This is a genomic window from Microcystis sp. LEGE 00066 (assembly GCF_015207925.1).
In the GTDB taxonomy this organism is placed as follows: domain Bacteria; phylum Cyanobacteriota; class Cyanobacteriia; order Cyanobacteriales; family Microcystaceae; genus Microcystis; species Microcystis ichthyoblabe_A.
In genome coordinates, this window is sequence record NZ_JADEVX010000010.1 from 23,594 (window position 1) to 50,441 (window position 26,848).

A 26,848-nucleotide genomic window follows, 5' to 3' on the forward strand; every position below is an offset into this window, starting at 1 on the left:
AGAGTCAAAATGGGAAAAAATAACTCATCCATCAATCTTATGAGTCAAGGATCACGGCAAGAAATAAAAACCCAAGCAATAATCCTCGCTACCTTTGTGGCGATTTTTTGGCTGTTAGAGATTTTAGATCAATTTGTTTTTCGGGGCAGTTTAGACAATTTCGGGATTATTCCCCATCAAGTCATCGGATTGCGGGGTATTCTCTTTGCACCTTTCCTACACGGTAACTTTCCCCATCTTATTGCTAATACGGTTCCTTTCCTGATTCTCGGTTGGTTGGTGATGTTACAGGAAACCAGCGACTTTTTTATTGTGACTGGGTTGACTATGCTGGTGGGGGGGTTAGGAGTCTGGTTATTTGCTGCTCCGGGATCCATCCATATCGGGGCAAGTATCTTGATTTTTGGCTATTTAGGTTTTTTATTACTGCGGGGCTATTTCCAGAGAAATATTCCTTCTATACTCTTGTCAATTCTAGTCTTTTTACTCTACGGTGGCACAATTTGGGGCGTTTTGCCTTCCCGTCCGGGGATTTCTTGGCAAGGACATTTATTTGGCTTTCTAGGCGGGGTTTTAGCCGCCAAATTAATCGCCACCGAAAAGAAACATTATTCTTAAATGGGGGAACCTTCTATCTCGCTACATACTTCGTAAAAATCGGTGACAGGCGGTTTCGCAAACAGAGGAGCCATGGATTTCAGCAATAATTCATGGTCTTCGCTTTTATTTGCCTCCATATCATCGATTTTATCCCAGATGATTACGGCAATTCCTTCGTCGGTTCCGGGTTTTTGCAACAGAAAAGCCCCCTGGAATCCCGTAGAATAGGTGGAAACGGCTTTTTCGTAGAGTTTTTGGGCTTCGGAAAAACACCCCGGTTTAAATTCACCAATAGCCACATAGGCATATTTATGTTTGAGAAAATCGAGAAATTCTGGCATGGCAATGAGGGGAAATGGAATAAATCTTTCTTTCTATTCTCATTAAAACTTAGATCGATCGCTCTCCCCGCCCCATCGACATATTTTTTTAACTAAGCTTCCCCAATTGTCTCTTTTTTTGTTAGCTTATATGTAGTCGTTATGAGTTTGTATAAATTCTATGATCAAAATCGTTGGTATTAATGGCAGTTTACGCCCCGGATCCTATAGTGCGATGGCGTTAGAAGTTGCTATCAGTCGAGTACAGGGGTTAGGGGTAGAAACGGAGATAATTGACCTGAGAAAACTCTCTTTACCCTTCTGTAACGGGGGAGATGACTATTCTGACTATCCCGATGTGGCCAAAATGCAGCAAACGGTTAAATCGGCAGCGGGATTAATTTTGGCGACACCGGAATATCATGGCAGTGTCAGTGGTGTGATGAAGAATGCCCTAGATTTAATGAGTTTTGAGGAGTTATCGGGAAAGGTTGCCGGGTTAATCAGTGTTTTAGGCGGCCAATCCAATAGTAACGCCCTCAATGATTTAAGAATCATTCTCCGTTGGGTTCATGCTTGGGTAATTCCCGAACAAATTAGCTTAGGACAAGCGTGGAAAGTCTTCAACGAAGAAGGAAAAATCCTTGACGAGAAGCTTTCCCAACGTTTTGACGCTTTTGCTGCAAGTTTAGTCGATAATACGCGTAAACTCAACGAGATCTAGTGATATCGATGGTGATTTTACCAGTGAAATGGGGAATTGGGGCGGCGGGTTTCGATAATTGTACTCTTACCTGTCGCACTCGATCGAGTTGTAGAATATCCTCAGCGATGACTGTGGCCAATTTTTCCACTAGGGCAAATTTGCCGGTTTCAATCTGGTGTTTGACAATTTCGATCGCCTGTCGATAATCTAGGGTATCTTCAATTGCGTCACTTTTGCCAGCAATACTGATATCAACTTCGAGGGATAAATTCACCTCAAACCATTGACCTAAAACCTGTTCTTCAGCCAGATATCCTGTGTAACCGTAGGCACGAATTCCTGTAACGTGAATAGTATCCATAGATAGTTAAATTAAAAAACTGGTAGCGTTGGTCACAAATTGACGAGAAACTCTATAAGTAAAAAGCAATCTCGGAGTCTCGGAGTCTCCTCAAGCATTTTTACATTTTTGCAAAGGAATGTTAAGTTTTAGGGTATTGAATGAGTAACCTTGATAGCCATGGCTCCTAAAATAGCAGGGATTATCTGTACCCACAACCGCGATCACTACCTAGAAGGAGCGATCGATAGTCTTTTGGCGCAAACCTGCCCAGATTGTGAGATTTTAGTGGTTGATAACGCATCTACCGATAAAACCCGTCAAGTGGCCGAGTCGCGTCTGGGAGATGGGCGGCTAAAATATGTTTACGAACCTATTTTAGGGCTATCTACCGCCAGAAATCGCGGAGCGAAGGAAACTAGAGCGCCGATTTTAGCCTATTTGGATGACGATGCGATCGCTAGTCCTCAATGGTTGCAAATTCTGTTAAATGCCTACGAAAATAACGAAAAACTGGCAGTAGCAGGGGGAAAAGTCACTCTTATTTGGCCGCAAGGCTACAGTCAACCCAATTGGTTATCCGATCAGTTAGCAGGGGGTTTAGGGGCTTTCGATTTGGGCGACAATGTGGTATATATCAGCCAAGCGAATTTAACTCCGCGAGGGGTTAATTACTCAATTCGGCGAGATTTCTTGGGGAAGATTGGCGGTTTTGACCCTAATTTGGGAAGAATTGGCAAAAAACTTCTCTCTAACGAAGAATTATACACTACAGAACTGGCACTGGCCCAGGGATGGCAAGTGGGCTATTTTCCTGCAGCATTGGTGGAACACAATGTGGCTCCAGAAAGAATCAATCGTCAATGGTTTATGAGTCGCAGTTGGTGGCAAGGCATCAGCGAACACTACCGGGAAGAAGTGGCAGGAAGGACGGGATTGGCTCAATTTGGGCGAGGAGGTGAGCGATTGGTGAGAGGATTGGTTAAATCTGTCAAATTTATCAATGATCCTGCTAAAAGCTTTGATAATCTGCTCTATGCCTATGGACAAATCGGTTATTTAAGCGAAGCCACCAAGGCCATGTTAACTCCTCAAAAGTAAATTATTGTAAATAAATGGGTAAAAAAGCGTTAATTTGTGGTATATCGGGGCAGGATGGAGCCTACCTAGCCGAATTACTGTTAAAAGCAGGCTATACGGTTTCTGGCACCTCCCGGGATGCCCAAATGTCCTCTTTTAGTAACCTGAAACGTTTGGGAATCAAGGAACAGGTAAAACTAGAATCAATGTCACTGAATGACTTTCGCGGTGTCCTACAGGTGTTAATTAAAATTCAGCCGGATGAGGTCTATAATTTGGCTGGACAAAGTTCTGTGGGTTTATCTTTTGAGCAGCCGGTAGAAACCTTAGAAAGTATTGCCAGAGGAACCTTAAATCTCTTAGAAGCAATTCGATTTACCGGAGCAAAAATTAAATTATATAATGCGGGATCGAGTGAGTGTTTCGGGAATATCGGCAATAATTCTGCCGATGAAAATACCCCTTTTCGTCCTCGTAGTCCCTACGCTGTGGCCAAATCGGCGGCTTTTTGGGAAGTGGCTAATTATCGAGAAGCTTACGGAATTTTTGCCTGTTCAGGCATACTTTTCAATCATGAATCTCCCCTGCGTCCCGAGCGCTTTGTTACCCAAAAAATTATCGCTGCCGTGGCTAGAATTGCCCAGGGAAGTCCCGAAACTTTACACTTAGGAAATATGGATATTGAAAGGGATTGGGGTTGGGCGCCGGAGTACATTGAAGCGATGTATTTAATGCTGCAACAGGAGCAACCCGATGATTACGTCATTGCCACGGGAAAAAGTTCAAAACTAGAGGATTTTGTCGCCACAGCTTTTGCTACTGTTGGTTTAAATTGGCAAGATCATGTAATTTCCGATCGAAGTTTATTAAGACCAACAGATTTAGCCATTAGTCGCGGTAATCCCCGCAAAGCTAAGGAAAAATTAGGTTGGCAAGCACGATACAAAATGACCGATATTGTCCGCATGATGGTGGAAAATCGTTTAGAGAAATAGCTATGAATATCTTAATGATTAGTTCCACCTTTCCCTATCCATCTCGCAAAGGAGGAACTCAGGGCAGAACTTTTAATTTACTCAAGTATCTAGGCAAAAATCATGATATTACTGTCATCGTTCAGTCTAATGCTGATGTTAGGGATGAGGAGGTAGATAAGTTAGGTAAATTTGTTAGTGAATTGGTAGTTTTTACCCGTCCTCAAGATGCCAAAACTGGAATAATTGCTAAACTCCAAAGATTAGCTCAATTGCTGCAACAAGAGATGCAAAACTGGATAGATAGGGCAGTTAAGAGTCAAAAATTCTCAGTAATTACCAGTGAACATAGTGTTAATGAAATTTATATTCGTCCTCAAGGACAAATTACTTACCCCGATACTACTTTAACTCTAGTCGGTGGTAATCCATCCCTAGAAGTGCAAGAATTAACTAATTTAAAAGGAGTAATTGTAACGAGACAAGTACCATTAATGACCACCTATCTTTATCAGGCAACTGTGGTAGTTATTCCCCTAAGAAAAAGTTTTGGAATGAATTTCAAAACCCTAGAGTTCATGGCTTCTGGGGTGCCAGTGGTAGCCAGCGATCGAGGTTTAGAAGGATTAACGGTGGCAGTAAATAATGTTCCTTTAGCAGCCTTAATGGCTAATAGTATTGAGCAATATTGTACGGCGATTAGCAGTCTTTTTGAATCGGCAGAGTTGCGAGAAAAATTATCTAGAAATGCTCGCAAATTAATCGAAGATAATTATACTTGGCAGCAAGCAGTTGCTAAGTATGAACAAGTTTTGACTGCTGACATTTGTTAGGTAATTTCTCTAGTTTTTTGTCAATTAATATGCTATCAAATCAAATACCAGTGAAAATATCCGTTGTTGTTCCTCTGTATAACGAAGAAGAAAATGTCGATGCTCTCTTTCGGCGACTTTTAGCAGTTTTAGAGACAATAAATACCAGTTATGAGGTCGTTTGCGTCAATGATGGTAGTCGTGATAATACTCTCAAAAATCTCGTGGAATATCATCAACGTTACCCACAAATTAAAGTGGTTAATTTATCGCGTAATTTTGGTAAAGATATCGCCATGTCAGCAGGAATTGATTACAGTCAAGGAATGGCAGTTATTCCTATTGATGCTGATTTACAAGATCCGCCAGAATTAATTGCCGAAATGATCGAAAAATGGCAGCAGGGTTATGATGTGGTTTATGCGTCCCGTCGGGTTAGAATTGGCGAAAGTTGGTTTAAACGTTTCAGCGCAGAAGGTTTCTATCAAGTCATAAATAAATTAAGTCAGGTTTCTATTCCCCCTAATACGGGAGATTTTCGCTTGATTGATCGCCGAGTGGTAGAATCAATTAAAAAAATGCCCGAACGTCAAAGATTTATGAAAGGAATATTTGCTTGGGTGGGATATAAACAGACATCAATTTTATTCGATCGAGAACCCCGGTATCAAGGACAAACTAAATGGAATTACTGGAAATTATGGAATTTTGCCATCGATGGTATTACCTCTTTTAGTTTTTTACCTCTGAAAGTCTGGACTTATGTAGGATTGATCATTGCACTTGTTAGTCTTGTTTATGCTAGTTTTTTAATCCTCAGAACTATTATCTTCGGAATCGATGTACCCGGATACGCTTCTCTGATGGTTGCTGTCTTATTTTTAGGAGGAATTCAATTACTGACTCTTGGTATTATTGGCGAATATATTGGCAGGGTTTATGAGGAAGTCAAGGGTAGGCCACTTTATCTTGTTCGAGATTGTTATGGTTTTGAAAATAGGGAACAAGTTACTGATAAAATAACTTAAAATTAAGATATGACATGAGGAGAGTTAAATTTATGAATACCGAAGTTTTTCAGCAATTTTTTGCCTATTGTGTCGGTAGTTGGCAAACTGAAAGAACCTATCATTATCTAGCTGCTCAAGAAGTGGAACGTTCCCGCACTGAATTTCTCATCCAACCGCTCACCAGGGAGATTAAACAGAAAGTTCTGACAGATAATCACTATGCTGATATTGCTGATTTAGAAACTATCCCCGGGTTTAATTTAGGTTTCTATACCATCTCGGAAAAAGGGGAAGAAGTACGACAAAATCTTAATCTTTTATTTGTGGTTAAAGCAGAAAATAATGGTTATTTAGAAGGGGATTATCTTCGTGATCGCGCCTACGAAGAAGCAAGACCAATTATCTCCGCTTTTCGCTTTGATTCCACCACCAGAGAGTTATTAATGACCACCAATTATACTCGCAGTGTTTCCGTGGATTCAATTACTTTAATCAATCCAGAACTGCGAATTCGCAAAATTATTAACTATCAACGTCCCCAGGAGGGAGAACCCTTAGAAAAAGTTCTCTTGGTCGGTTTTGGAGTTGAGTGTAAAGTCAGTTAAAAAAATATTTCTTCTCCCCCCCCTTGATTCTCCAGTCAAGGGGAGATTTTATCATGGAGAAACGATAGGATTAAGGAGCAAAAATAATGCTCAAAATCGGTCAACTTTCCCTAGAAAGTGGTGTTTCGGTTAAAACAATCCGTTATTATGAGGAATTAGGACTAATTCAGTCCCCTGAGAGGACAGAGGGACAATTTCGCCTATTTACTCCCGATACTGTCCATCGCTTGCTATTTGTCAAGAGATTGCAATCCTTGGGTTTAAGTCTGCAAGAGATCCGCGAATGTTTAGTAATTCATGACCAGGGCGAGTTACCCTGTGGAGATATTCAGGAAAAATTAATTAAACATATTGCTGAGATCGATAAACAAGTGGAACAATTGCTTTTATTGCGTCAACAATTAACCGAAACCCTGCAAGGATGGACGGATACACCAGCAAAAGACGATCAATTTATTTGCCCTAATCTCAAGGTTTAACTATCATGAAAAAGTTAATTTTATTGGTAACTGTAGCACTGATTTCTACTCCTGTCATTGCTCAACATTTACATCTTGATTCACCTCAAACTCAGAATTTACAATCAATTTCTGACAATATACCACCTTGGATGTATAACAAGCAACGTAATCATATTTATCCCCAAAGAGGGGTTTATAATAATGCAATTTATAATGTCAGAGATTTAGCTTTAGACTTAAATGCGGTCGCTGTTGGTCATGCCTTTGCTTACGAAGATATCGTAACGGGAAAAGCGAAAGATTTAGAAACTAAGACATACCAAAAAATTAATTGGGTTTTAAAAAATCCGCCTAAATTTATGCCCGACGAGGGTAATATTTCCCCAACTTTTGGCAGAAAATACGGTGTTTTAGAACAGGTTTTCGAGTGGGCGCATATTTTCCATGCTCAAACCGTTGATGTTTTAGCCAGCAGCAAATTAACCAACGAGGAAAAAGAAGCAGAAATTGAAAAATTATATCAATTTTACTTGACAAAAGTTCCCTATGCTATTACTGGATTACCGATGAATATGGGTTATCTGGATTCCCAACCCTATTCTAAAGCTTTTCGCCAGAAATATCCGAAAGTTAATGGCTTATTTTGGGGCTACCATTGGCTACAAGGAACCATGTATGACTTGCTTTATGAGAAAACTTTAGAGGAACAAAAACAGGCTTATAAACAGGTGGGTAAACAATACCATAGTCAGGAATTGTATCGCACTGATCGAGCTTTTATGCCCATGTTTGCCGAACTTAGTCCCAAGTTTGCCCGACGTTTTCCCGCAATATCTAACACCTTCGATAACCTGCATATGTTACACGATATGGTTAATGATATTCTGGCATCAGATTGGCTAACTCTCCAACAAAAAGACGAACAAATTACCCGCGCTATTTGGTTAGTAATGGCTGCTAATCATCGGGAAATGGAAGCAGGAAAAAATTATGGTGGTGAAGGACTACATGATCATCGTTTTGAGTCAGGAATTCCGGGTATGGGATTAATGCCAGCAGATATTTCTCACGAAGGTCATAATCACGAAAATCCTGATAATTCTGAGAAAAAACCTGATGATTCTCAAGTAGATGAGGGAGGAGATCACCAACACCATAACCACGAAAATCACTCCCCAGAAAACCCTCCTAATACGGAGAAAAAACCTGACCACAGCAATGCTCAAGAGGAACCGACAAAATGAGAAGATTTTTATTGATTGCCGTGGGTTTAGTTGCCAGTTTTACTAATCCAGTTTTTGCCAACGATCATAATAATCTGGATTCTGGTCGTCCCCTTTCTTTTGATGATGCTGAAAGTATAGGTTTTGGGGAACAATCGATAGAATTTGGTACTGGGTTAGTCTTTCCTGAAAACAGCAATGTCGGTGGTGAATTTGATCTTGAATACCTCAATGGTATTATTCGTAATGGTCATATTATTATCGGTATTGATCCACAAGTGGGAGGACGAGTTAATAGTGATGACACGGATTTTGATGTGGGGAATTTATCCGTAGGTTTTTTCTATAATTTCAATCGCGAATACGATAATGTTCCTGCTTTTGCTATTCGTACCGATGTGGGATTACCGACGGGAAATAATGCTAGTGGATTAGATTTTCGTCTGCGGGGAATTGCCAGTAAAACTCTCGGTCAATTCGATCGCTTGCATCTTAATCTCGATTTAAACATAAAAACTGACCCCGATAATGGCGATCGATCTTTTTTACCCGCTGCAATTCTCGGTTATTCGCGACCGATTGGTTATCCGAAACGCTTCGATCAAACTTTTCTAGCAGAATTGGGCGTAATTACCAGTGATAATAGTAATGGTGGAGTTTTAATTCGCACTGGAATGGGAATTCGTCAGCAAATTAATCGTCAAGGTGTGATCGATTTCGGTATCGAGGGAGATATTGCCACTAATAGCCATGACCAAAGTCAGTTAAAGCTAAAAATTGGTTATTCTTTCGGATTTTAGCCTAGTAAACTGAAGATTAATCTTCAGGTGATAGGATGCCATTATGATACTAAATCTGGTTATTAAAAACTGATTATTTATTCACCCTTTTGCCTCTTGCCTTTTTCCTGTCCTCATAAGTAGCCTATACTCAACGGATTTAGTATAAAAAAGGAATAGAGCCTGAAACTCTACTCCTCAATCAAAAATTGCAGTTAATTTCTAACCCTATACTACCACAGAAGTCAAAGCTTCTTTGAGGATAGCGGCTTTATCGGTCTTTTCCCAGGGTAAATCGAGATCATTGCGACCAAAATGACCATAAGCGGCCACATCTTGGTAAAAACGATCGCCTCTTTCACTGGGTAAACCGCGCAGGTTAAAGGTTTGGATAATACCGGCCGGACGAAGTTCAAAGTATTTATTGATTAAGTCCAGAATCACATCATCAGCGACTTTGCCAGTGCCAAAGGTTTCCACGAAGAGACTCACCGGACGAGCTACCCCAATCGCATAACCCACTTGAATCTCGCACTTATCGGCCAAACCAGCAGCGACGATATTTTTGGCCACATAACGGCAAGCATAGGCCGCAGAGCGATCGACTTTGGTAGGATCCTTACCGGAGAAAGCACCGCCACCGTGACGAGAATAGCCACCGTAGGTATCGACGATAATTTTCCGTCCCGTTAATCCCGCGTCGCCTTGGGGTCCACCAATGACGAATTTTCCGGTGGGATTAACCAGATAACGGGTGTTGGCATCGGGTTTAATCTCTAAATCGCTGAAAACTGGCTCTACTACCGCTTTCCAGAGATCACTTTTAATCTTTTGTTGGACGAGATCATTATCAGTGATATCGCCGATAGTAGCATCGTGTTGGGTAGAAACAAGGATAGTATCGATACCCACGGGATGACCATTTTCATAAATGACCGATACTTGCGTTTTACCGTCGGGACGCAGATAGGACAGTTCACCGGTTTTTCTGACTGCCGCTAGACGGCGAGCGATGCGGTGGGCTAAACTAATCGGTAAGGGCATAAATTCGGGGGTTTCATTGCAAGCGAAACCGAAGACAATACCCTGGTCTCCCGCACCAATTTTATCGAGTTCATCATTGCTGAGAAGTTCGCGATTTTCCTGAGCAGCCGTGACCCCCTGGGAAATATCGGGAGATTGTTCGTCTAGAGCGACTAAAACGGTGCAACTATTCGAGGAAAAACCGTTATCGGCGTTGATATAGCCAATTTCAGCGATTTTCTTGCGAACTAAATCGACGAAATGAACCTGTGCTTTCGAGGTGATTTCACCGGTAATCAAGACTAACCCTGTATTGACAACCACTTCAGCCGCTACACGGCTGTGGTCATCTTGGGATAACAGAGCATCGAGAATGGTATCAGAAATCTGGTCACAAATTTTATCGGGATGTCCCTCTGTAACCGATTCGGAGGTGAACAAATAACGTTTAGACAAGTGATGTCCCTCACATGGTAGTACATTTGAACGCAAAAAGATTCCAAGAAATCTTTGATAATACAGTGTAACAGGGAATTTGTAGAGATCAAGTATTTTCAATAAGAAACCGCCCGAACATTGTCCGGACGGAGTGTGGTGTGAGGAGTGAACGGAAACTTTCGTCTCCGCTAATTCCATTGTAGAGGACAACTTAGAATCTTGAACGACTTGAAACAAACTGGCCCAAAAAATTTTTATCTCTCGAAGGGGTTGACTAATGAGCGATACCTGTCTCGATGATGTAGCCTGAGTAATAGAGGTCGCAGAGCTATATGCCAAGATTATGACAGTCACAGCCGATTATTTAGAACAACTCAATCCTTCTCAGCGCATTGCTGTGGAGCATTTTTGCGGCCCCTTGTTGGTGGTTGCTGGAGCAGGATCGGGAAAAACCAGCGCTTTAACCTATCGTATCGCCCATTTGATCCGTCATCACGGGGTCGATCCGGAAAATATTCTCGCGGTCACTTTTACCAATAAGGCGGCCCGGGAAATGAAAACGAGAATTGAAAAAACTTTTGCTCAACAAAAAGCACAGGAAAAATACGGTCAAAGATTAGAACTTTTGGAAGAATACGAACAGAAAAAACTCTTTTCTCAAGTTTATCGGAATTATACTAAAAAACTCTGGATCGGGACTTTTCACAGTCTTTGCGGTCGAATTTTGCGCTATGACATTAATAAATATCAGGATGAATATGGTCATAGTTGGCAAAGGAATTTCTCAATTATGGACGAATCTGATGCCCAGAGTTTGGTAAAAAATATCGTCACTAAACAAATGAATTTAGACGATAAAAAATTTGACGCTCGCAATCTACGTTATGCGATTAGTAATGCCAAAAATTTAGGTTTAACACCCACAGATTACGCCAGAGAAAACCCTCATTTTCGGGGAAAGGTCATTTCTGAGGTTTATCAGGCTTATCAGATGCAATTGGCACAAAATAACGCCCTAGATTTTGATGATTTGATACTGGTTCCAGTCCGTCTTTTTCAGCAAAATGAATCTATTCTCGGTTATTGGCACACGCAATTTAAGCATATTTTAGTCGATGAATACCAGGATACTAACCGGATTCAGTACGAGTTAATTAGGCTTTTGTCCACCAATGGTGAAACGAAAAAAAGTGAGTGGAATTGGACGGATCGATCAATTTTTGTGGTGGGTGATGCCGACCAATCTATCTATAGTTTTCGGATGGCGGATTTTACTATTCTGCTCAATTTTCAAGCGGACTTTGGCGATGGTTTACCCGATGATGATACTCGCACGATGGTGAAATTACAGGAAAACTATCGTTCACGGGAGAATATTCTACAAGCGGCTAATAAATTAATTGAAAAGAATAGTCAAAGAATCGATAAAGTCCTTGTTCCCACTAGAGAAGGGGGCGAGATTATCTATGTTTTTAAAGCCAGGGATGAACAGGAAGAAGCGGCTTTTGTTATCGATAAAATTCGAGAATTTACCCAAGAAAATCCCGAATTAAATTGGGGTAGTTTTGCCATTCTCTACCGAATTAATGCCCAATCTCGTCCCTTTGAAGATGGGTTAATTCGCAATAATATCCCCTATAATATTGTCGGGGGATTTAAATTTTATGATCGACAGGAGATTAAAGATGCGATCGCTTATTTACGAGTGATTGCCAATCCTGCTGATACCGTTAGTTTACTGAGAATTATTAACACTCCCCGACGCGGTATCGGTAAAACCACAATCGATAATTTGCTCAAAGCTGCCCAAGAATTAGGAGTACCTTTATGGGAAATTATCAGCGATGAAACTTCCGTTAATACTCTCGCCGGTCGTGCGACTAAAAGCATCAATAGATTAGCTAAAATTATCCAAAACCTGCAAGAAAAAATTACCGATTTATCCGCTAGTGAAATCCTAGATAAAATCATGGAAGATTCGGGATATATTGATGAATTAAAACACCAGGGAACCGAGGAAGCTGATACCCGGATCGAGAATATTCAAGAATTGTATAGCGCTGTGGTACAATTCCAAGAGGAAAACGAAGAAACCAATCTCCAGGAATTTCTCGCTAGTGCTAGTTTAGCCTCGGATTTAGATAACCTTCAGGAAGGTCAAGAAAAAGTCTCGTTAATGACCCTTCATTCAGCCAAAGGTTTAGAGTTTCCTATCGTCTTTTTAGTCGGTTTAGAACAGGGCATTTTTCCCCATAATCGTAGTTTAAACGATCCCATTGCCCTTGAGGAAGAACGCCGTTTGTGTTATGTGGGAGTGACTCGGGCCAAGGAACAATTATTTTTAACCTACGCAAAAGAAAGATATGTCTGGGGGAATAAAGAGATGAAGGTAGCTTCCCAATTTTTGCAGGAATTGCCTCCAGAATTGCTCACAAGCAACCTGAAACCGAAAAAGACCCCAAAAGTGGTTGCTATGGAAAAAACTGTCTCTGATCAAAGAAAATGGCAGGTAGGCGATCGAGTGTTACACTCTACTTTTGGAGAAGGAGAAGTGACCCATATCCTCGGTACGGGCAAAAAAATGAGTCTAGCGGTCAAATTTTCGGGTTTAGGTCAGAAAATCATCGATCCTCGCACCGCACCCATGCAACTTATCCAGGAATAGGTAATCATCTGTAGGGTGGGTTAGGCGAAAAATAAGTTATAATCTCACTAAAAATTGAGTATTCGCCGTAACCCACTGGCTTTTTACTACCTATTTCCTCACTGATAACTGATTACTGTTCACTGATAACTGACATCCCCCCGATTCCTCAACGCCGATCGCTACCTGCTGTTAAAATAGAAAATTGCGGTCAGACTAACGATAAAATTGAGAAGCTAAATCCTTGATTCTTAATAGTTGTTGAGAAACTTTCCGCCTACTATCGCAATTATCCGATAATATGGGCAACAGCGAGTTAGTCTATTCAGTCTGTTAAAATTGACCCCCGTTGGTCGTATTCGCGCACTGTCTAACCTTTATGATGAGGATCAGTTAATATGGAATCAATGCAACCCACCGAAACACAAAATCCGATTAGAACAGATTTACCCGGGTCTCTGAGCAAACCCAGCAGCAGCACCGAACAGATTTGGTCTGAATATGTAGAACCAGTGTGGGATTCGGTAATGTCCTATCTGGCTAATGTCCCCGATTATATCGGTAGTTTCTTCTCTGGATACAAAAAACCTTTAATCGTTCTGGGGGCAATTTTAGCGAGTTTTGTCACCGTGAAAGTTACCCTAGCGGTTTTAGATGCGATCGATGATATTCCCCTCCTTGCTCCTATCCTACAATTAGTTGGGATCGTTTACACTGGTTGGTTTGTCTGGCGCTATCTGCTCAAAGATGAAAATCGTCGCGAGTTATTAGCCGAAATTGATGCACTAAAAGCGCAAGTTTTTGGCAGTCACAATAACACTTTATAGAATCAAGCATAGATAACCAAGGAGTTGAGCGGAAACACTCAACTCTTTTGTTTTTGCACAAGAGCTTATACTATAGCGTTTTTCAGTCTAGTGAGGTACAAAAGTTATGGGTTTTAGGCAAAAGGCAAGAGGCAAAAAGCAATAGGGAGAATAAATAATCAGTTTTTAATAGCTCGATTTAGTATTAGCCACTTTCTCAGGAAATTCAGTTACTTTTGCTTTGATCTATTGATTATTAGTCGAAATATCCACCAACGGCGGGGGCAGTGGGTTTTTCTTTGTTATAAGAGAGAGGAAACGGCAACGATTATCAGCCTACAATAGTACTAGGCGATCGAATGTTCCCCAAAATTCAGATGAGTCAATTAAAATCAATTTCTGGGAAAAGGTTTGCCAAAATTTGAGAACTTCATTGAAAATTCAAGGTAGCCATCACATTTACTGTATTACTCGTTAAGACTGTCTATGAACCATCGTCAACAATTAATTCAAGAACTCGAACAAGCACCTGATGATCTAATAGAAACCGTGTTAGATTTTTTACATCGAGTTCAGGCAACAGGCAACAATCATCCTCTGGCCAAGTTTTCAGGCATTTTAAGCGATTCAGAGGCACAAGAACTACAACAAGCCATTAAAACAGAATGTCGTCAGTTGGTAAGGATTGCATCACCTACAAAAACAGCCTACAATATTTAGACTAAATCCAGTTATTGAAGACTGATTATTTACACAACGCCGTAGAAATGTTAGATTTTAGGGGTGGTGATAATTTATCTATCTATCCCTCCCATTGATCGATCTAGGAGATAAGCAATGAAAATGAAAGTTATCGTTCACGAGGCGGAGGAAGGTGGCTTCTGGGGGGAAGTCCCGGCGCTCCCCGGCTGTGCCACCCAAGCAGAAACTTTCGAGGAACTACTAGAGAATTTACACGAGGCGATCGAAGGTTGTCTATCCATAGATGTGGAATCCTTGCCGAACGATCCGACAACTCGGATTCTAGAGATAGCGATATGAAATCAATTTCCGGGAAAAAGTTCGCCAAAATTTTAGAGCGTCACGGATGGGAATTATTGAGAATTCAAGGTAGCCATCACATTTACTGTCAGCCGGATAATCCCACCCGTATCTCTGTGCCGATTCACGGAAATCAGGATTTAAAAATCGGATTACTCAAGCATTTTTTGAAACAAGCGGGACTTTCTGAAGAAGATATTTGATCAATGCGATCGTTGTAATTCCGTCACTCCCGAAAGATCGCAGAATTACCAATAACGATTATCAGCCTACAATATTACTAGGCGATCGAATGTTCCCGGAAATTCAGATGAGTCAATCCCCCGTCACTATCACCTATTCCCTAGAAACTGTTCTAACAAGAATCGAAGGCAAGTTAGACTCTTTACAGAAAGATGTCGCTGATCTAAAAGTAGATATGGCCAAGGTGAAAACCGAACTCAAGATTATTGATAGGCGATTGGAAAAAGTAGAGGGAACACAGGACGCTTTAATTCAGGATGTCTCTGACCTTAAGGGATCAAAATCGTTGATTATTCCCGTGGTAGTGGCAGTATTAACCAGTATTCTGACTTTGCTGGTGCGATCGATCCCGAATCCTTAAAGGATTTTTCTGGGAACGGCGATCGATTTTTGCCGGTGTATTTTCGTTTTCCCTTCAATCCGCCGGAGGGAGAAGGATCGGCTCGAAAACCGTCACATCCTCTTGATTTAACCTTTGAGCTAGATCAGCTTCTTCCAATCTTTCTAGAAAGGGCAAAATATCACTAAATGCCCGAAAACCTAAACTTTCAAGCTCATCGATGGTGATCGAATCGTCGGAGATATTACCTTTGCGTTGCAAAAGCAGACGAATTCTTTCCTCTTTGGCGTTTAAGGCCGCTTGTTGTCGGAAATCCTGTTCGGCTGCTCTTAATCCTTGTTCGAGAACTTCCATTGTGATTGTTTTAACCTGAAGATCGGCCGCGGTGGAGAGTACAATATTTCCGAAGCGGTTGAACAAACGGGGTCTGCCGAGAGAAACCTTGCAAAAACGTCTTGCCGCGTCTGGTAAAAAGGGAAGTACACACCTGTCATCTTTCGGATCGATACAATCGTTTTTAATTCTGGCACTGTTGAGATAGTTAATTAACATCTGGTATGTGGTATCCGCATCTAGTTCTTCTAGCGGCAATTGCAAGTCAAATAAACCGCGTTCACTGGTTAATAAATCTCCCGTCATCCCGATGGGGTGAGCCGTCAGCATAAACCAAGCCCGACCTTTTAACATTCCCTGCGCGTCGTGCATCATTTGCCGTACCACACTAGGATTTTGTTTATCTAGATCATCGATCGCGATCAGAATCCCCTGCGGATATTCTTCTTGCGCCCGCTCTAACAATGTATCGAAGCTCACAGTCGGATATTGAAATTTCGTGAGCGGTAAATCTTTCTCGCCGATTTTACCACCGATGCCTAAACTACCGCTAATTTCAGCGCTACGCTCTTTCAATGGTTTTTCGGTGGGAATTCCCATCTGATGGAGTTGACGCTGCGCCCAATCGTCATTTGGCATCGCTCTAGCGAGGGCGATCAGTGCTGTAGTGGCGATATCTAAACCTGCGGGTAGAGATATATAGGTAGTCAACATTTGCGGACGATTGCGGCGTATAACCGACAATGCTTCCAGTAAAAAAGCACTTTTGCCGATTCCTAAACGACCAGAAACCAGAATCCGACGACGCTCGCGACTTTGGAACAGATTAAACACCCGCGTCAATTCATTTTTTCGCCCGGTAAAAACACGATCGAGGGTATCGCTGTTTAAATCGATCGGGCTTTCGGTAAAGGGGATTTCCTTCAGTCCTAACCGTTGGATATTGTCAAAGGATTGCTTAAAAAGATCATCGGCACTTGTCATAAATATACCTCGCTGGTTTGTCGTTCGATCGCCCGTCGAGAAGCTTGATAGATAATGTCTATCTCCTCCACTTTATCGGGATCGGTCTGTGGTAGTTGTCGGTAGATTGCCTTCGCTCGATCGAGTTCCTCCATTCCTTTCTCTAGATGTCCTTGGGATACGAAAACAGTCCCCAATCCGGCGCGACTTTTGGCGATTCCGGGTAAATCCTGTAAATATTCGTACCAACGCAGGGCATCGCGATAGTAGAGACGGGCTTTCTCTCGATCGGACAGAACTTCGTAGGCGCGGCCGGTGTGGTAGAGCGCGTTCGCATGGGCTAGGCGATCGTCACTGGTACTAAGTTGATTGACGCTATTTAACAACAGTTGTAACCCTTGCTGCCATTCGCCATCCCGCACCAGACGACTACCGAGAATGGTTTGGGTAGTGGGCAGCGCTTTCCAGATATCTTTTCGATCGTAATGTTCGGGACTAATCAGATCTAGGGCGGTTTTATAAGCTTCTAAAGCTCGTTGAAGATCGTCGGGATTTTTGTCGCGATCGTACCTTTGAGAAAGAGCTATTCCTAATCGATACTGAGAGTCAATAAAATCTTGACAACCTGCGGGGGAGACTTCTAGAGCTTCTTGGAGTAGAGCGATCGCAGTATCGAGATCGCCGGGGTTATCCCGTTGCATCAAAGCTTCTGCCAAATCCCCTTGATTCTTCGCCCATCTCACAGGAAGTGCGGCGCGAGTAAAGATTTGAGCGGCTTGATTGTAGAGATCGATCGCCTGTTCTAAATTGTCCTTCCGCTCTCCTAAAACTCGCTCGCGATAGGCATTGGCCAAATTATGCTGACTTTTCGCCCAATCGACGGGGAAATTCTTGCGGGTTCTAACTTCTAAAGCTTGCCCGTACAGTTTGATCGCCCTTTCTAGATTTTCAGACCGATCGCCCAGTATTCGATTACTGTAAACGCTGGCAAGGTTATTGAGGGTTCCCGCCCAATCGATGGGGAAATTCTTGCGGGTTTTAATTTCTAAAGCTTGCTCGTACAGTTCGAGCGCCCGTTCTAGATTTTCCGCACGATCGCCCAGTATTCGATTACTGTAAGCGTTGGCGAGGTTATTGAGGGTCATCGCCCAATTTTCGGGGAAATTCTCGCGGGTATAGACTTCTAAAGCTTGTTCGTACAGTTTGATCGCCCTTTCTAGATTCTCAGCCCGATCTCCCAGTATTCTGTTTTTGTAAGCGACAGCGAGGTTATTGAGGGTTGTCGCCCAATGTTCGGGGGAATTCTTGCGGGTTTTAATTTCTAAAGCTTGCCCGTACAGTTCGATCGCTTTCTCTAGATTTTCCGCCCGATCGCCCCGAATTCGATTACTGTAAGCGATAGCGAGGTTATTGAGGGTCATCGCCCAATCGACGGGGAAATTCTCGCGGGTTCTAATTTCTAAAGCTTGCCCGTACAGTTTGATCGCTTTCTCTAGATTTTCAGACCGATCGCCCCGAATTCGATCGCTGTAAGCGAGGGCAAGGTTATTGAGGATTTGCGCCCAATGTTCGGGGGAATTCTCGCGGGTATAGACTTCTAAAGCTTGCTCGTACAGTTCGATCGCTTTCTCTAGATTTTCCGCACGATCGCCACGAATTCGATCGCTGTAAGTGCTGGCGAGGTTATTGAGGATTTGCGCCCAATTTTCGGGGGAATCCTTGCGGGTGTAAATTTTTAGGCTGAGATTATGAGCAATAATACTTAATTCTAAATTTGTTGCTCGATCGCCTAACGGAAACTTGTCAATGGTGACAGCAAAATTCTCGAAAAGGCTGGCTATTTTTTCTCGCTCGTCTATTGATTTATCGGCGATTAAGCTTGTGAAGACTAAAGGTAAAGCGTCTGAAAGTAAATCATCTAATTTATTAATATTTGCTTTTAAAAATTGCTGTAGCTTCGTTTCATCTTTGGAATTTTTTCGATAAAAATCCCCAAAAGCAAGGAGAAAATCCTTAAATTTTCTCGTGGGAGTTGGCGACTGACCGAATCCTTTCGCTTTTTTCGACATCGTGGTATAAGTTAACAATCCAGATTTGTTCCGCATGGTGGGCTGTAAATCGGGATACCCGATCGAGCTATCAATATTTTACCGCAAGGAAAAAGCGCCGGGGATAAAATTGTACTTTCCTTAACCTGAAGTGATGTTTTTTCATCAAAAAAAACTCGATCGCATTTAAGCGATCGAGTCGAGAAAAAATAGACTAATTATTAATAGTCGAAGTCACCACCGCCGCCGGGAGCAGCGGCTTTTTCTTTTTCGGGTTTATCCACCACAATACACTCGGTAGTTAAAACCATACCGGCGATAGAAGCGGCATTTTGTAGGGCAGAACGAGTCACTTTCGCGGGGTCAACGATACCCGCCTCAAACATATCGGAGAACTCACCGGTAGCGGCATTATAACCGACATTAAAGGGCTTTTCTTTCACCCGTTCGGCAATAACTGCACCGTTTTGGCCGGCATTTTCAGCGATCCGTTTTAAGGGAGCAGCAATGGCGCGAGAAACGATTAAAGCACCGGTTAATTCTTCATGGTGTAGGGTTTCTTTGGCCCAGGTTTCCAATTGGGGAGCCAGGTGAGCTAAAGTAGTACCACCTCCGGGGACGATACCTTCTTCTACGGCTGCTTTAGTGGCGTTAATTGCGTCTTCTAAGCGCAATTTGCGGTCTTTCATTTCCGTTTCCGTAGCGGCACCGACTTTAATCACTGCCACACCCCCGGCTAATTTAGCCAGACGTTCTTGCAGTTTTTCTTTATCGTAGGAAGAATCGGTTTCCTCGATTTGACGGCGAATTTGCTCACAACGGGTTTTCACTGCCACGTCGTTGCCTTCGGCCACGATGGTGGTGGTATCTTTGTTCATAGTGATACGGCGGGCCGTACCTAAGCTATCAATTTTGGTGGTTTCCAGTTTTAAACCCGCATCTTCGCTGATGACTTGACCACCGGTTAAGACGGCGATATCTTCTAACATCGCTTTTCTGCGATCGCCAAATCCAGGGGCCTTCACCGCAGTGACGTTAAGAACACCGCGCAGACGGTTAACCACTAGGGTTGCCAAAGCTTCTTTTTCAATGTCTTCAGCGATAATTACTAGGGGTTTACCTTGACGGGCCACTTGTTCGAGAATAGGAACCAAATCCTGTACTAAACCGATTTTTTTGTCGGTAATCAGAATAGCGGGATCTTCAAAAACGCATTCCATGCGTTCGGTGTCGGTGACAAAGTAGGGAGAGATATAACCTTTGTCAAAACGCATCCCTTCGGTGATTTCTAGTTCGGTGGTCATCGATTTCCCTTCTTCTAGGGAAATTACGCCTTCTTTACCGACTTTATCCATGGCCGAGGCGATCATTTGACCGACTTCATCATCGTTACCAGCAGAGATAGCGCCCACTTGTGCGATCGCTTTGGAATCTTCTACGGGTTTCGCGTGTTTGGCGATTTGACTGACGAGGAAATCGGCAGCTTTATCGATCCCTTTTTTCAGAGAAATCGGGTTAGCACCGGCAGCGACGTTGCGTAAACCTTCTTTAACGATAGCGTGGGCGAGAACGGTGGCGGTAGTTGTACCATCCCCTGCTACATCGTTGGTTTTTGAGGCGGCTTGGCGAATTAAAGCCACACCAGTGTTCTCGATATGGTCTTCCAGTTCGATTTCTTTAGCGATGGTGATGCCATCATTGACGATTTGGGGTGCGCCAAATTTCTTTTCGAGGACGACGTTACGACCTTTGGGGCCAAGGGTGACGGCTACCGCTTCGGCCAGCAGATCCATGCCTTTTTCTAGGGCGCGACGAGCATCTTCGTTGTAGATAATAGATTTAGCCATAATGTATCGTTATTCGTGCAAAATAGGGGTTTTCAAGGGTAGATGATTAGGAAACGGAGGCGAGAATGTCTTTTTCGGAGAGGAGAACGTACTCTTCGCCACCAAGTTTGATATCGGTTCCGGCATATTTGGAGTAGAGAACTTTGTCCCCCACACCCACTTCCACAGGGGTGCGGCTGCCGTCATCGTTGCGTTTGCCAGCGCCGACGGCTACGACTTCCCCGATTTGGGGTTTTTCTTTAGCGGCGTCGGGAAGGAAAATACCACCGGCGGTTTTTTCTTCGCTGGGACTAACTTTGACGAAAACTCGATCGCCTAGGGGTTTAACAGTTGTTACGTTGATGCTGACTGCAGCCATGGAATATCCTCCGTTTGTCTTGTATTTGGGTAAGTGCCTTTTCCAGATTAGCACTCTTACCTTCCGAGTGCTAATTTACCGAAATACAAGGCCCCCTGACAACTGCTCGATCGGTACGGGTTCCCGAACTATGGTGTTAAGCTAGGGTTCGCTGAATCAAGGCATGAATGCCAACTGTGCATCGTATCCAAAAGTTAGTTTGGGTCTAGGTTTTAAAAATCCCACAAGAGAAGATTCATATCTCAAATCAGCAACGCCAGGATTTTGTCCACAATGTAGGGGCGAACTGCGTTCGCCCAAAAGGTACATTATCAAAGCGCAAGTCCCTAAATGTTTACCCAAGCGGCAATCGCTGAACCTCAAGGGCGATCGCTATCTCAACGGTCGAAGCCTGTTGTTTACATAGTTTTTTACACATAATATAGGGTTTCTCGTACCTGTACGGCACACTTAAAGTTTTGCTGATTAAGCTTTTCCAGATCGAGAATGTACCTTTTGTGAATGGGAAACGCTATAAACTAGATCTACCTTTTCTCTAAGATTAGTAAATATTCGGATTTCATGCCATCAGGATTTTTATTCTTGCGAGATTTGAATAATTGTCTGGTTTTAATTCTATCCTCAAAGACGGTATTAAAAATAAAGCCATTTTCCTGAAAATATTCCTGTAATATTCGCCAAGTTTCTACTTCCACTCCATCCACTTTCGGATTACCCACAAAAATGCAAGCTTTCCCAGCTTGTTTTAATTTTCTGGTGGCATTTTCTAAAGCGTTGATGGTGTGACAAAAATAGGAATCAAGAATTTTATGTAAATTCTCTTTCTCTAAACTTGATCTCACTTTATTTAAGGTTTCGGTTTCGATTAATCTGGTAGCCTGTCGGTAGGGAATTTCTAGCTTAGAGATTTTTTGCACTTCTTTTTCTGTATATCCTAACCAATATAAATCTAGTTTTGCTGTTCTGATATATTCCTGTGCTTGCAGATAGGGGGGTGAACTAATTAAACAATCTAACTCTAGCTCTTGATCGATCTCAAAAGTGGCACTATCTACTCCTCCATAAAAAAGCACCTGATTATAATTACGCCAAGTTATGGTAATATATTGATTGACGCTGGTTAAAGTTTCAAAACTCATCTCTTTAATCGTTCGTTTTAATTCCTCTTGCCAATTTCTTTGTAATAGTTCCTGTATATCTGATTTTTTGTATTTCGATTGAAATAATTTAGGTTTCGTATGTTCTGCATAGGAAAACTGTTTACTAACTTTCACTAAAACTGCTTGAATGATCTGGGAATACAAATCAGGTTCTAGACTTTTTTGACCGGCCCAAAGTTTTTGTAAAACTGCTAAAATCTCCTCTGGATACCAATAGTTTAAATTTGACCACTGAGGGATAAATTTATCCTTGCTGGCAAAAACTTCTAAGATTTTTTTATCTAACTCTGAGTAACTCAATGGTTCTTGGTGTTCTGTGATCTTAATCGGAATAATATGGTTTAAAAGATAATTCAGGTCAGTTAAAACTGCATTTCTTTGACAAAGTTTTGCCTCTAAACCCACCGTACCCGAACCAGCAAAAGGATCGATAATCCAATCATCCTTTTTACTGTAGTTATCAAGACAAAATCTCACCACTTGAGGAATAAATTTGGCAGGATAATAATAGATGCCGTGGGTTAGATAACTGGTGCTGGTGATTTCTGGTACTAAATCTCGAAAAGAAACTAATCGCGGGGTTCCCTGATTAATTTCTTCTAAATTATTAGAATCGAAAAGTTCTAGTTGCATAATGTATTTTAATTATTTCTAATTTTAGAGTAACAAGCCTTAAGAAAAACTAAATCTCTAACATAATGAGCCTTATCAGAAAGACTTGCTAATGGAATAGTTTTTTCTCTCCAAATTGGCAAGATTTGGTTGGTTATTTCATCGATAGAAGTCTTTAATTTCTCGTAAGAACTAAAATCAAATTTAGCATTAATCTCATTGAATTTTTGATTCAAAAGGTTTATATTTGAAATTCCTTGAAAACTGTTTAATTCTAACTCAATATTAGATATTGAGTAAGTAACCCATAAATCATCCCAATTTTCTACAAAATCAATAATTTGTTGAATAGCTGTCAAAATACTTTGCTGATTAGTACCAGTCCATTCAAATAATGAGCGACTTATTTCATCAGTACCATAAGCTAATTTCAATTTAATTTTTGAATTAAGCTCATAGCCTTGAATAATTTCTTGTCTAAATTTATTTTCATCGGGGATATAATCTTGCAAAGAAGAATATATCTTAGTTATGGTTGATTGTTTTTGCTGTGAATTCCTCTCGTCCCAAATGCAAATCAAATATAATAATTCTTCTTTTGGTAAATTCTTCAATCGCATTAGACTTCTCAATAACTCTACTAAGGAACTTTTTGCAGTGGTTCCACCTGTATCATCTCTCGAACGCAATTGGATAACAACTATTTTATTTTTCTTATTATTTATGCCCATAGCATCTATATCTAGTGAAGTAATAGTCGATGATGCAAAGCTTTCTCTCAATATTTCTTGCATACGATCTACTTTTTTTGGCACTTCATTACAATCAGTATAATTTTCCAATATATTCTTAATCATCTCCTCTAAAACTTTACCTTGTCTAGCTCGAAAGGAACTATGAAAAAATTGCTGAAACGAGAACATATAAGGATAATACTTGGCTAAAGAATAATTAGAACCTAATTTTTCAGACCTGCTGATTCCAGCAGCAAACATCTTAATTTTATCTAGCTCATCCTTCTTACTTACCAGTCTATCCTCGAAAAGTGCATAGATAATATCGGCCGCTAAACCCAGTGGACTTTTTAAAATCCTCTTGGCCAGTTCCACTTCGCTTGTGTTATCTAAAAGATGTAAAAATATTCTTTCTTGGTATTTTGACATTTTGTTTCGTTATTTGCTCTAACTATTATATAACACAAGCAGTAGATTTAGAACATAAAAAGATCCTTTCCTAACTTAAATTTCTGTACATAACTAAAAATATATAAATTTGAGTGCTTAACAGTGATATACTGCCAAAGGAAAAAATGACGTTTTAATTAGTCTGCGTGAATAGCCAATCCTCGACGATTATAGAACAGGTTAGAGTTCTTGACCCCCTGACACAAACTGATCGCATTGCCGATGTCTGGATTGAGGAGGGGGTAATTAAAGCGATCGAATCTCAGCTTCCCCCAAGAGAAAACAGTAACTATATTTCTGGTCAAAACTGTATTTTTGCTCCCGGATTAGTCGATCTCTACAGTCATTCTGGGGAACCCGGCCACGAGGACAGAGAAACCCTCGCATCTTTGCTCAAAGCGGCCACGGCCGGAGGCTGCACCAGGGTGGCAATTCTCCCCAATACTCTCCCCCCTCTCGATCACCCCGCACTCGTTAGCACATTACAGCAAAAAAGTCAAGGGTTTTTTGACTCAAAATCGACTCGTCTGCATTTTTGGGCAAGTCTCACCCTAGGAAGACAAGGGCAAAAAATGACGGAATTAGCCGATTTAATGCCTGTAGCGGTGGGTTTTACCGATAATCGCGGACTGGAAGATTTGGGACTGTTGCGGCACTTATTGGAATACCTAAAACCCTTCGGTCAAAATATCGCCCTTTCCCCCGTAAATCAGCAATTAAAGGGTAATGGAGTCATGCGCGAGGGAGAAACCTCGATTCGCTTCGGTTTACCCGGAGATCCTGCTATTTCTGAAACCACTGCTTTAGCCACAATTTTAGAAATCGTCGGCGAAATTAATACACCTGTTCACATCATGCGAATTTCTACCCGTCGAGGAGTGGAATTAATTCGCGAGGCAAAAATGCGGGGATTGCCGATAACCGCTAGTGTGACGTGGTTGCATCTCCTCTTAAATACAGGATCGATCGCCAGCTATCATCCCAGTTTACACCTCGCTCCACCCTTGGGCAACGAAAGCGATCGCAAGGCGTTAATTGCGGCAATTAAAGAGGGAATTATCGACGCAATCGCGATCGATCATCGTCCCTATACCTACGAAGAAAAAACCGTCTCTTTTGCAGAAGCACCCCCCGGCGCGATCGGGTTAGAATTAGCTTTACCGCTACTCTGGGAAAAATTAGTAATAACCGGACAATTATCAGCTTTACAATTATGGCAAGCGCTTAGTCTCAATCCCTGTCATTGTTTACAACAAAAACCGGCATCTCTCACCCCCGGCAATCGTGCAGAAGCAATTCTTTTTCATCCCCAAGCAAGCTGGAAAGTAACGGCAAATAATCTTCAGTCCCTCAGTCATAATACTTTCTGGTTAAATCAAACCATTACGGGAAAAGTGTTAGAAATGTGGAATTTTTAAAAGGTGGCCAATTTCTATCTTGAGACTCTCCTAGTTTTTTGGATAATGATCAGCTAAAATTCTAGAGAGAATTAGAGTAATGTCATGGAAAAAGAACTGGTATCAGAAAAGCGCGGTTATCTGCTTCGCACGGTGGCAGAAGCTAAAGAAATTGTCCTTAATTGGTTGCGGGAAATAAATTTAGTTAATGCGATTAAATTAGGTTTACCAGAAGTGGATGACAGATATCACATTTGGCGAATTCCTTTATGTAATGAACAGAAAAAAACCGTTGGGGAAGTGGTGATCGATGCCTACACCACCGAAATTTTATTAGATAAAACAACCCAGACTGAAATTATTATCGCTCGTCTGTTAAAACAGGATGAATCTAAATTAGAAAACCGCAAGAAACCCAAAAAAGAATATAAGCTTTCCTCTCTGAGAAATACCATAGGATTTGGTGATTGTAGCGAACTTTTGGAGGAAATGCCCGGAGAAAGTGTTGATTTAATCTTTACCTCACCACCCTATTTTAATGCTCGTCCGGAATATTCAGAATTTGAAGAATACGAAAGCTATCTATTGAAGCTGCGACAGGTGATCAGAAAATGCCATCGAGTTTTGAGTGAAGGACGTTTTTTCGTCATTAATATTTCTCCCGTGCTGTTGCGTCGTGCTTCGCGCAATCAAGCTTCTAAACGTATTGCTGTTCCCTTTGATTTACATCGAATTTTTATTGAGGAAGGTTACGATTTTATTGATGATATTATTTGGCTAAAACCAGAGGGAGCAGGGTGGGCAACGGGTAGAGGACGCAGATTTGCAGCTGATCGCAATCCTCTCCAATACAAAACCGTGCCAGTGACTGAATACGTTTTAGTCTATCGTAAACACACGGATTTACTCATCGATTGGCATATTCGTAATCATCCCGATCAAGAAGTAGTAAAAGCCTCAAAAATTGCTGATGGTTATGAACGCACTAATGTTTGGAAAATTAACCCAGTCACTAACTCAAAACATCCCGCCGCTTTTCCCGTAGAATTGGCAGAAAAAGTGATTACCTATTACTCTTTTAAAGGTGATGTGGTTTTAGATCCGTTTGCTGGTTCAGGAACCGTGGGACTAGCGGCAGCTTCTTTATATAGACGTTTTGTTTTATTCGAGAGTAATTTTAATTATATTGAACTGATAAGAAAGCTAATTACTGAAGGTAATCCGACTGATTTAGACTCAATTATTTGGCTTAATTGTCCGCTAGAAAACCAACAATAAGCAAAATAAACCCCATGACAGCCAGTAAAAGTCACGCTTATTTTACTCCCAAAGACTATCTAGAAATAGAGAAAATTAGTCCCATTAAACCTGAATATATACAAGGGCAAATCTTGGCAATGGCTGGGACAAGTAAAGCCCATGTTATCATCACAGGTAATCTTTCGGTCCAATTAATTAGGGCTTGCTGAAAAAGTTTTTCGTGGGTGTGGGGTGTGGGGTG

Annotated in this window: 28 protein-coding genes; 19 read left to right on the forward strand and 9 right to left on the reverse strand. The window is 41.6% G+C overall.

What is annotated here, in order from left to right; translation table 11 throughout:
• The first annotated feature begins 9 nt into the window (after positions 1-9).
• Complete coding sequence (locus IQ224_RS02765; RefSeq protein ID WP_036401120.1) at positions 10-618, forward strand: rhomboid family intramembrane serine protease; 609 nt, start codon at positions 10-12, stop codon at positions 616-618.
• Here the strand turns inward: IQ224_RS02765 and IQ224_RS02770 are convergent.
• Positions 615-941 (reverse strand): hypothetical protein, encoded by a 327-nt coding sequence (locus IQ224_RS02770; RefSeq protein ID WP_002735315.1) that lies wholly within the window; start codon positions 939-941, stop codon positions 615-617. The genes IQ224_RS02765 and IQ224_RS02770 overlap by 4 nt on opposite strands.
• 160 nt (positions 942-1,101) lie before the next feature.
• Here IQ224_RS02770 and IQ224_RS02775 point away from each other — a divergent pair, with 160 nt between their 5' ends.
• Positions 1,102-1,644 carry an NADPH-dependent FMN reductase gene (locus IQ224_RS02775; protein WP_002744504.1) on the forward strand — a complete coding sequence of 181 codons (543 nt, stop codon included), beginning with the start codon at positions 1,102-1,104 and terminating at the stop codon, positions 1,642-1,644.
• Here IQ224_RS02775 and folB read toward each other — a convergent pair.
• Positions 1,631-1,987: a dihydroneopterin aldolase gene (gene folB, locus IQ224_RS02780; protein WP_002744506.1), complete on the reverse strand. Its 357-nt coding sequence runs from the start codon at positions 1,985-1,987 to the stop codon at positions 1,631-1,633. The two genes, IQ224_RS02775 and folB, sit on opposite strands and share 14 nt — an antisense overlap.
• A gap of 159 nt (positions 1,988-2,146) precedes the next feature.
• Here folB and IQ224_RS02785 point away from each other — a divergent pair, with 159 nt between their 5' ends.
• The 8 genes from IQ224_RS02785 (at position 2,147) to IQ224_RS02820 (ending at position 8,931) form a co-directional block, all read left to right on the forward strand.
• Positions 2,147-3,067 (forward strand): glycosyltransferase family 2 protein, encoded by a 921-nt coding sequence (locus tag IQ224_RS02785; RefSeq protein WP_002735442.1) that lies wholly within the window; start codon positions 2,147-2,149, stop codon positions 3,065-3,067.
• Positions 3,068-3,081: 14 nt separating this feature from the next.
• Positions 3,082-4,041: a GDP-mannose 4,6-dehydratase gene (locus IQ224_RS02790; protein WP_002744507.1), complete on the forward strand. Its 960-nt coding sequence runs from the start codon at positions 3,082-3,084 to the stop codon at positions 4,039-4,041.
• 2 nt (positions 4,042-4,043) lie between these two features.
• Positions 4,044-4,853 carry a glycosyltransferase family 4 protein gene (locus IQ224_RS02795; protein WP_194032502.1) on the forward strand — a complete coding sequence of 270 codons (810 nt, stop codon included), beginning with the start codon at positions 4,044-4,046 and terminating at the stop codon, positions 4,851-4,853.
• A gap of 29 nt (positions 4,854-4,882) precedes the next feature.
• On the forward strand, positions 4,883-5,860 hold the full coding sequence (locus tag IQ224_RS02800; RefSeq protein ID WP_228036068.1) for a glycosyltransferase family 2 protein: 978 nt from the start codon (positions 4,883-4,885) through the stop codon (positions 5,858-5,860).
• A gap of 32 nt (positions 5,861-5,892) precedes the next feature.
• The gene (locus IQ224_RS02805) at positions 5,893-6,447 is read left to right on the forward strand and encodes a phycobiliprotein lyase (RefSeq protein WP_002744512.1); all 555 of its coding nucleotides are present in this window, start codon (positions 5,893-5,895) and stop codon (positions 6,445-6,447) included.
• Between the two features lie 86 nt (positions 6,448-6,533).
• Positions 6,534-6,926: a heavy metal-responsive transcriptional regulator gene (locus IQ224_RS02810; protein WP_002737834.1), complete on the forward strand. Its 393-nt coding sequence runs from the start codon at positions 6,534-6,536 to the stop codon at positions 6,924-6,926.
• 5 nt (positions 6,927-6,931) lie between these two features.
• Positions 6,932-8,152, forward strand: a complete 1,221-nt coding sequence (locus tag IQ224_RS02815) for a hypothetical protein (RefSeq protein ID WP_002744515.1) — start codon at positions 6,932-6,934, stop codon at positions 8,150-8,152.
• Complete coding sequence (locus tag IQ224_RS02820; RefSeq protein WP_194032503.1) at positions 8,149-8,931, forward strand: hypothetical protein; 783 nt, start codon at positions 8,149-8,151, stop codon at positions 8,929-8,931. Before IQ224_RS02815 ends, IQ224_RS02820 begins: the two co-directional genes overlap by 4 nt.
• A gap of 207 nt (positions 8,932-9,138) precedes the next feature.
• Here IQ224_RS02820 and metK read toward each other — a convergent pair whose 3' ends face one another.
• On the reverse strand, positions 9,139-10,389 hold the full coding sequence (gene metK / locus IQ224_RS02825; RefSeq protein ID WP_194032504.1) for a methionine adenosyltransferase: 1,251 nt from the start codon (positions 10,387-10,389) through the stop codon (positions 9,139-9,141).
• A 325-nt stretch (positions 10,390-10,714) separates the two neighbouring features.
• On the opposite strand from metK, the gene pcrA reads away from it, so the two are divergent.
• From pcrA to IQ224_RS02855, 6 genes are all read left to right on the forward strand, one after another.
• A complete protein-coding gene (pcrA, locus tag IQ224_RS02830) occupies positions 10,715-13,036 on the forward strand; it encodes a DNA helicase PcrA (RefSeq protein ID WP_194032505.1) in 2,322 nt (773 codons plus the stop codon).
• A 377-nt stretch (positions 13,037-13,413) separates the two neighbouring features.
• Entirely contained in the window at positions 13,414-13,842 is a 429-nt protein-coding gene (locus IQ224_RS02835) for a CAAD domain-containing protein (protein WP_002744522.1), read from the forward strand.
• A gap of 465 nt (positions 13,843-14,307) precedes the next feature.
• A complete protein-coding gene (locus IQ224_RS02840; RefSeq protein ID WP_002737131.1) occupies positions 14,308-14,541 on the forward strand; it encodes a hypothetical protein in 234 nt (77 codons plus the stop codon).
• Between the two features lie 117 nt (positions 14,542-14,658).
• The gene (locus tag IQ224_RS02845) at positions 14,659-14,862 is read left to right on the forward strand and encodes a type II toxin-antitoxin system HicB family antitoxin (RefSeq protein ID WP_193956892.1); all 204 of its coding nucleotides are present in this window, start codon (positions 14,659-14,661) and stop codon (positions 14,860-14,862) included.
• Positions 14,859-15,065, forward strand: a complete 207-nt coding sequence (locus tag IQ224_RS02850; protein ID WP_002737289.1) for a type II toxin-antitoxin system HicA family toxin — start codon at positions 14,859-14,861, stop codon at positions 15,063-15,065. The genes IQ224_RS02845 and IQ224_RS02850 overlap by 4 nt, the downstream gene beginning before the upstream one ends.
• Positions 15,066-15,172: 107 nt before the next feature.
• Positions 15,173-15,466 (forward strand): shikimate dehydrogenase, encoded by a 294-nt coding sequence (locus tag IQ224_RS02855; protein WP_194032512.1) that lies wholly within the window; start codon positions 15,173-15,175, stop codon positions 15,464-15,466.
• Positions 15,467-15,520: 54 nt separating this feature from the next.
• Here IQ224_RS02855 and IQ224_RS02860 read toward each other — a convergent pair whose 3' ends face one another.
• The 6 genes from IQ224_RS02860 to IQ224_RS02885 form a co-directional block, all read right to left on the reverse strand.
• Complete coding sequence (locus IQ224_RS02860) at positions 15,521-16,762, reverse strand: hypothetical protein (RefSeq protein ID WP_194032506.1); 1,242 nt, start codon at positions 16,760-16,762, stop codon at positions 15,521-15,523.
• A complete protein-coding gene (locus IQ224_RS02865; protein ID WP_228036070.1) occupies positions 16,759-18,846 on the reverse strand; it encodes a tetratricopeptide repeat protein in 2,088 nt (695 codons plus the stop codon). The genes IQ224_RS02860 and IQ224_RS02865 overlap by 4 nt, the downstream gene beginning before the upstream one ends.
• 164 nt (positions 18,847-19,010) lie before the next feature.
• Entirely contained in the window at positions 19,011-20,636 is a 1,626-nt protein-coding gene (gene groL, locus IQ224_RS02870) for a chaperonin GroEL (RefSeq protein ID WP_002744527.1), read from the reverse strand.
• 46 nt (positions 20,637-20,682) lie between these two features.
• A complete protein-coding gene (gene groES, locus IQ224_RS02875; RefSeq protein ID WP_002769848.1) occupies positions 20,683-20,994 on the reverse strand; it encodes a co-chaperone GroES in 312 nt (103 codons plus the stop codon).
• Between the two features lie 524 nt (positions 20,995-21,518).
• Positions 21,519-22,787, reverse strand: coding sequence for a DNA methyltransferase (locus IQ224_RS02880; RefSeq protein WP_194032507.1), 1,269 nt, complete (start codon positions 22,785-22,787; stop codon positions 21,519-21,521).
• Between the two features lie 8 nt (positions 22,788-22,795).
• Positions 22,796-23,929, reverse strand: coding sequence for a hypothetical protein (locus tag IQ224_RS02885; RefSeq protein ID WP_002744535.1), 1,134 nt, complete (start codon positions 23,927-23,929; stop codon positions 22,796-22,798).
• A 167-nt stretch (positions 23,930-24,096) separates the two neighbouring features.
• Between IQ224_RS02885 and IQ224_RS02890 the strand changes: the two genes are divergently transcribed.
• The 3 genes from IQ224_RS02890 (at position 24,097) to IQ224_RS02900 (ending at position 26,816) form a co-directional block, all read left to right on the forward strand.
• Positions 24,097-25,368, forward strand: coding sequence for a dihydroorotase (locus IQ224_RS02890; protein ID WP_194032508.1), 1,272 nt, complete (start codon positions 24,097-24,099; stop codon positions 25,366-25,368).
• A gap of 84 nt (positions 25,369-25,452) precedes the next feature.
• Positions 25,453-26,625 carry a site-specific DNA-methyltransferase gene (locus IQ224_RS02895; protein WP_194032509.1) on the forward strand — a complete coding sequence of 391 codons (1,173 nt, stop codon included), beginning with the start codon at positions 25,453-25,455 and terminating at the stop codon, positions 26,623-26,625.
• A gap of 14 nt (positions 26,626-26,639) precedes the next feature.
• A complete protein-coding gene (locus IQ224_RS02900; RefSeq protein WP_194032510.1) occupies positions 26,640-26,816 on the forward strand; it encodes a hypothetical protein in 177 nt (58 codons plus the stop codon).
• Positions 26,817-26,848 lie beyond the last annotated feature (32 nt).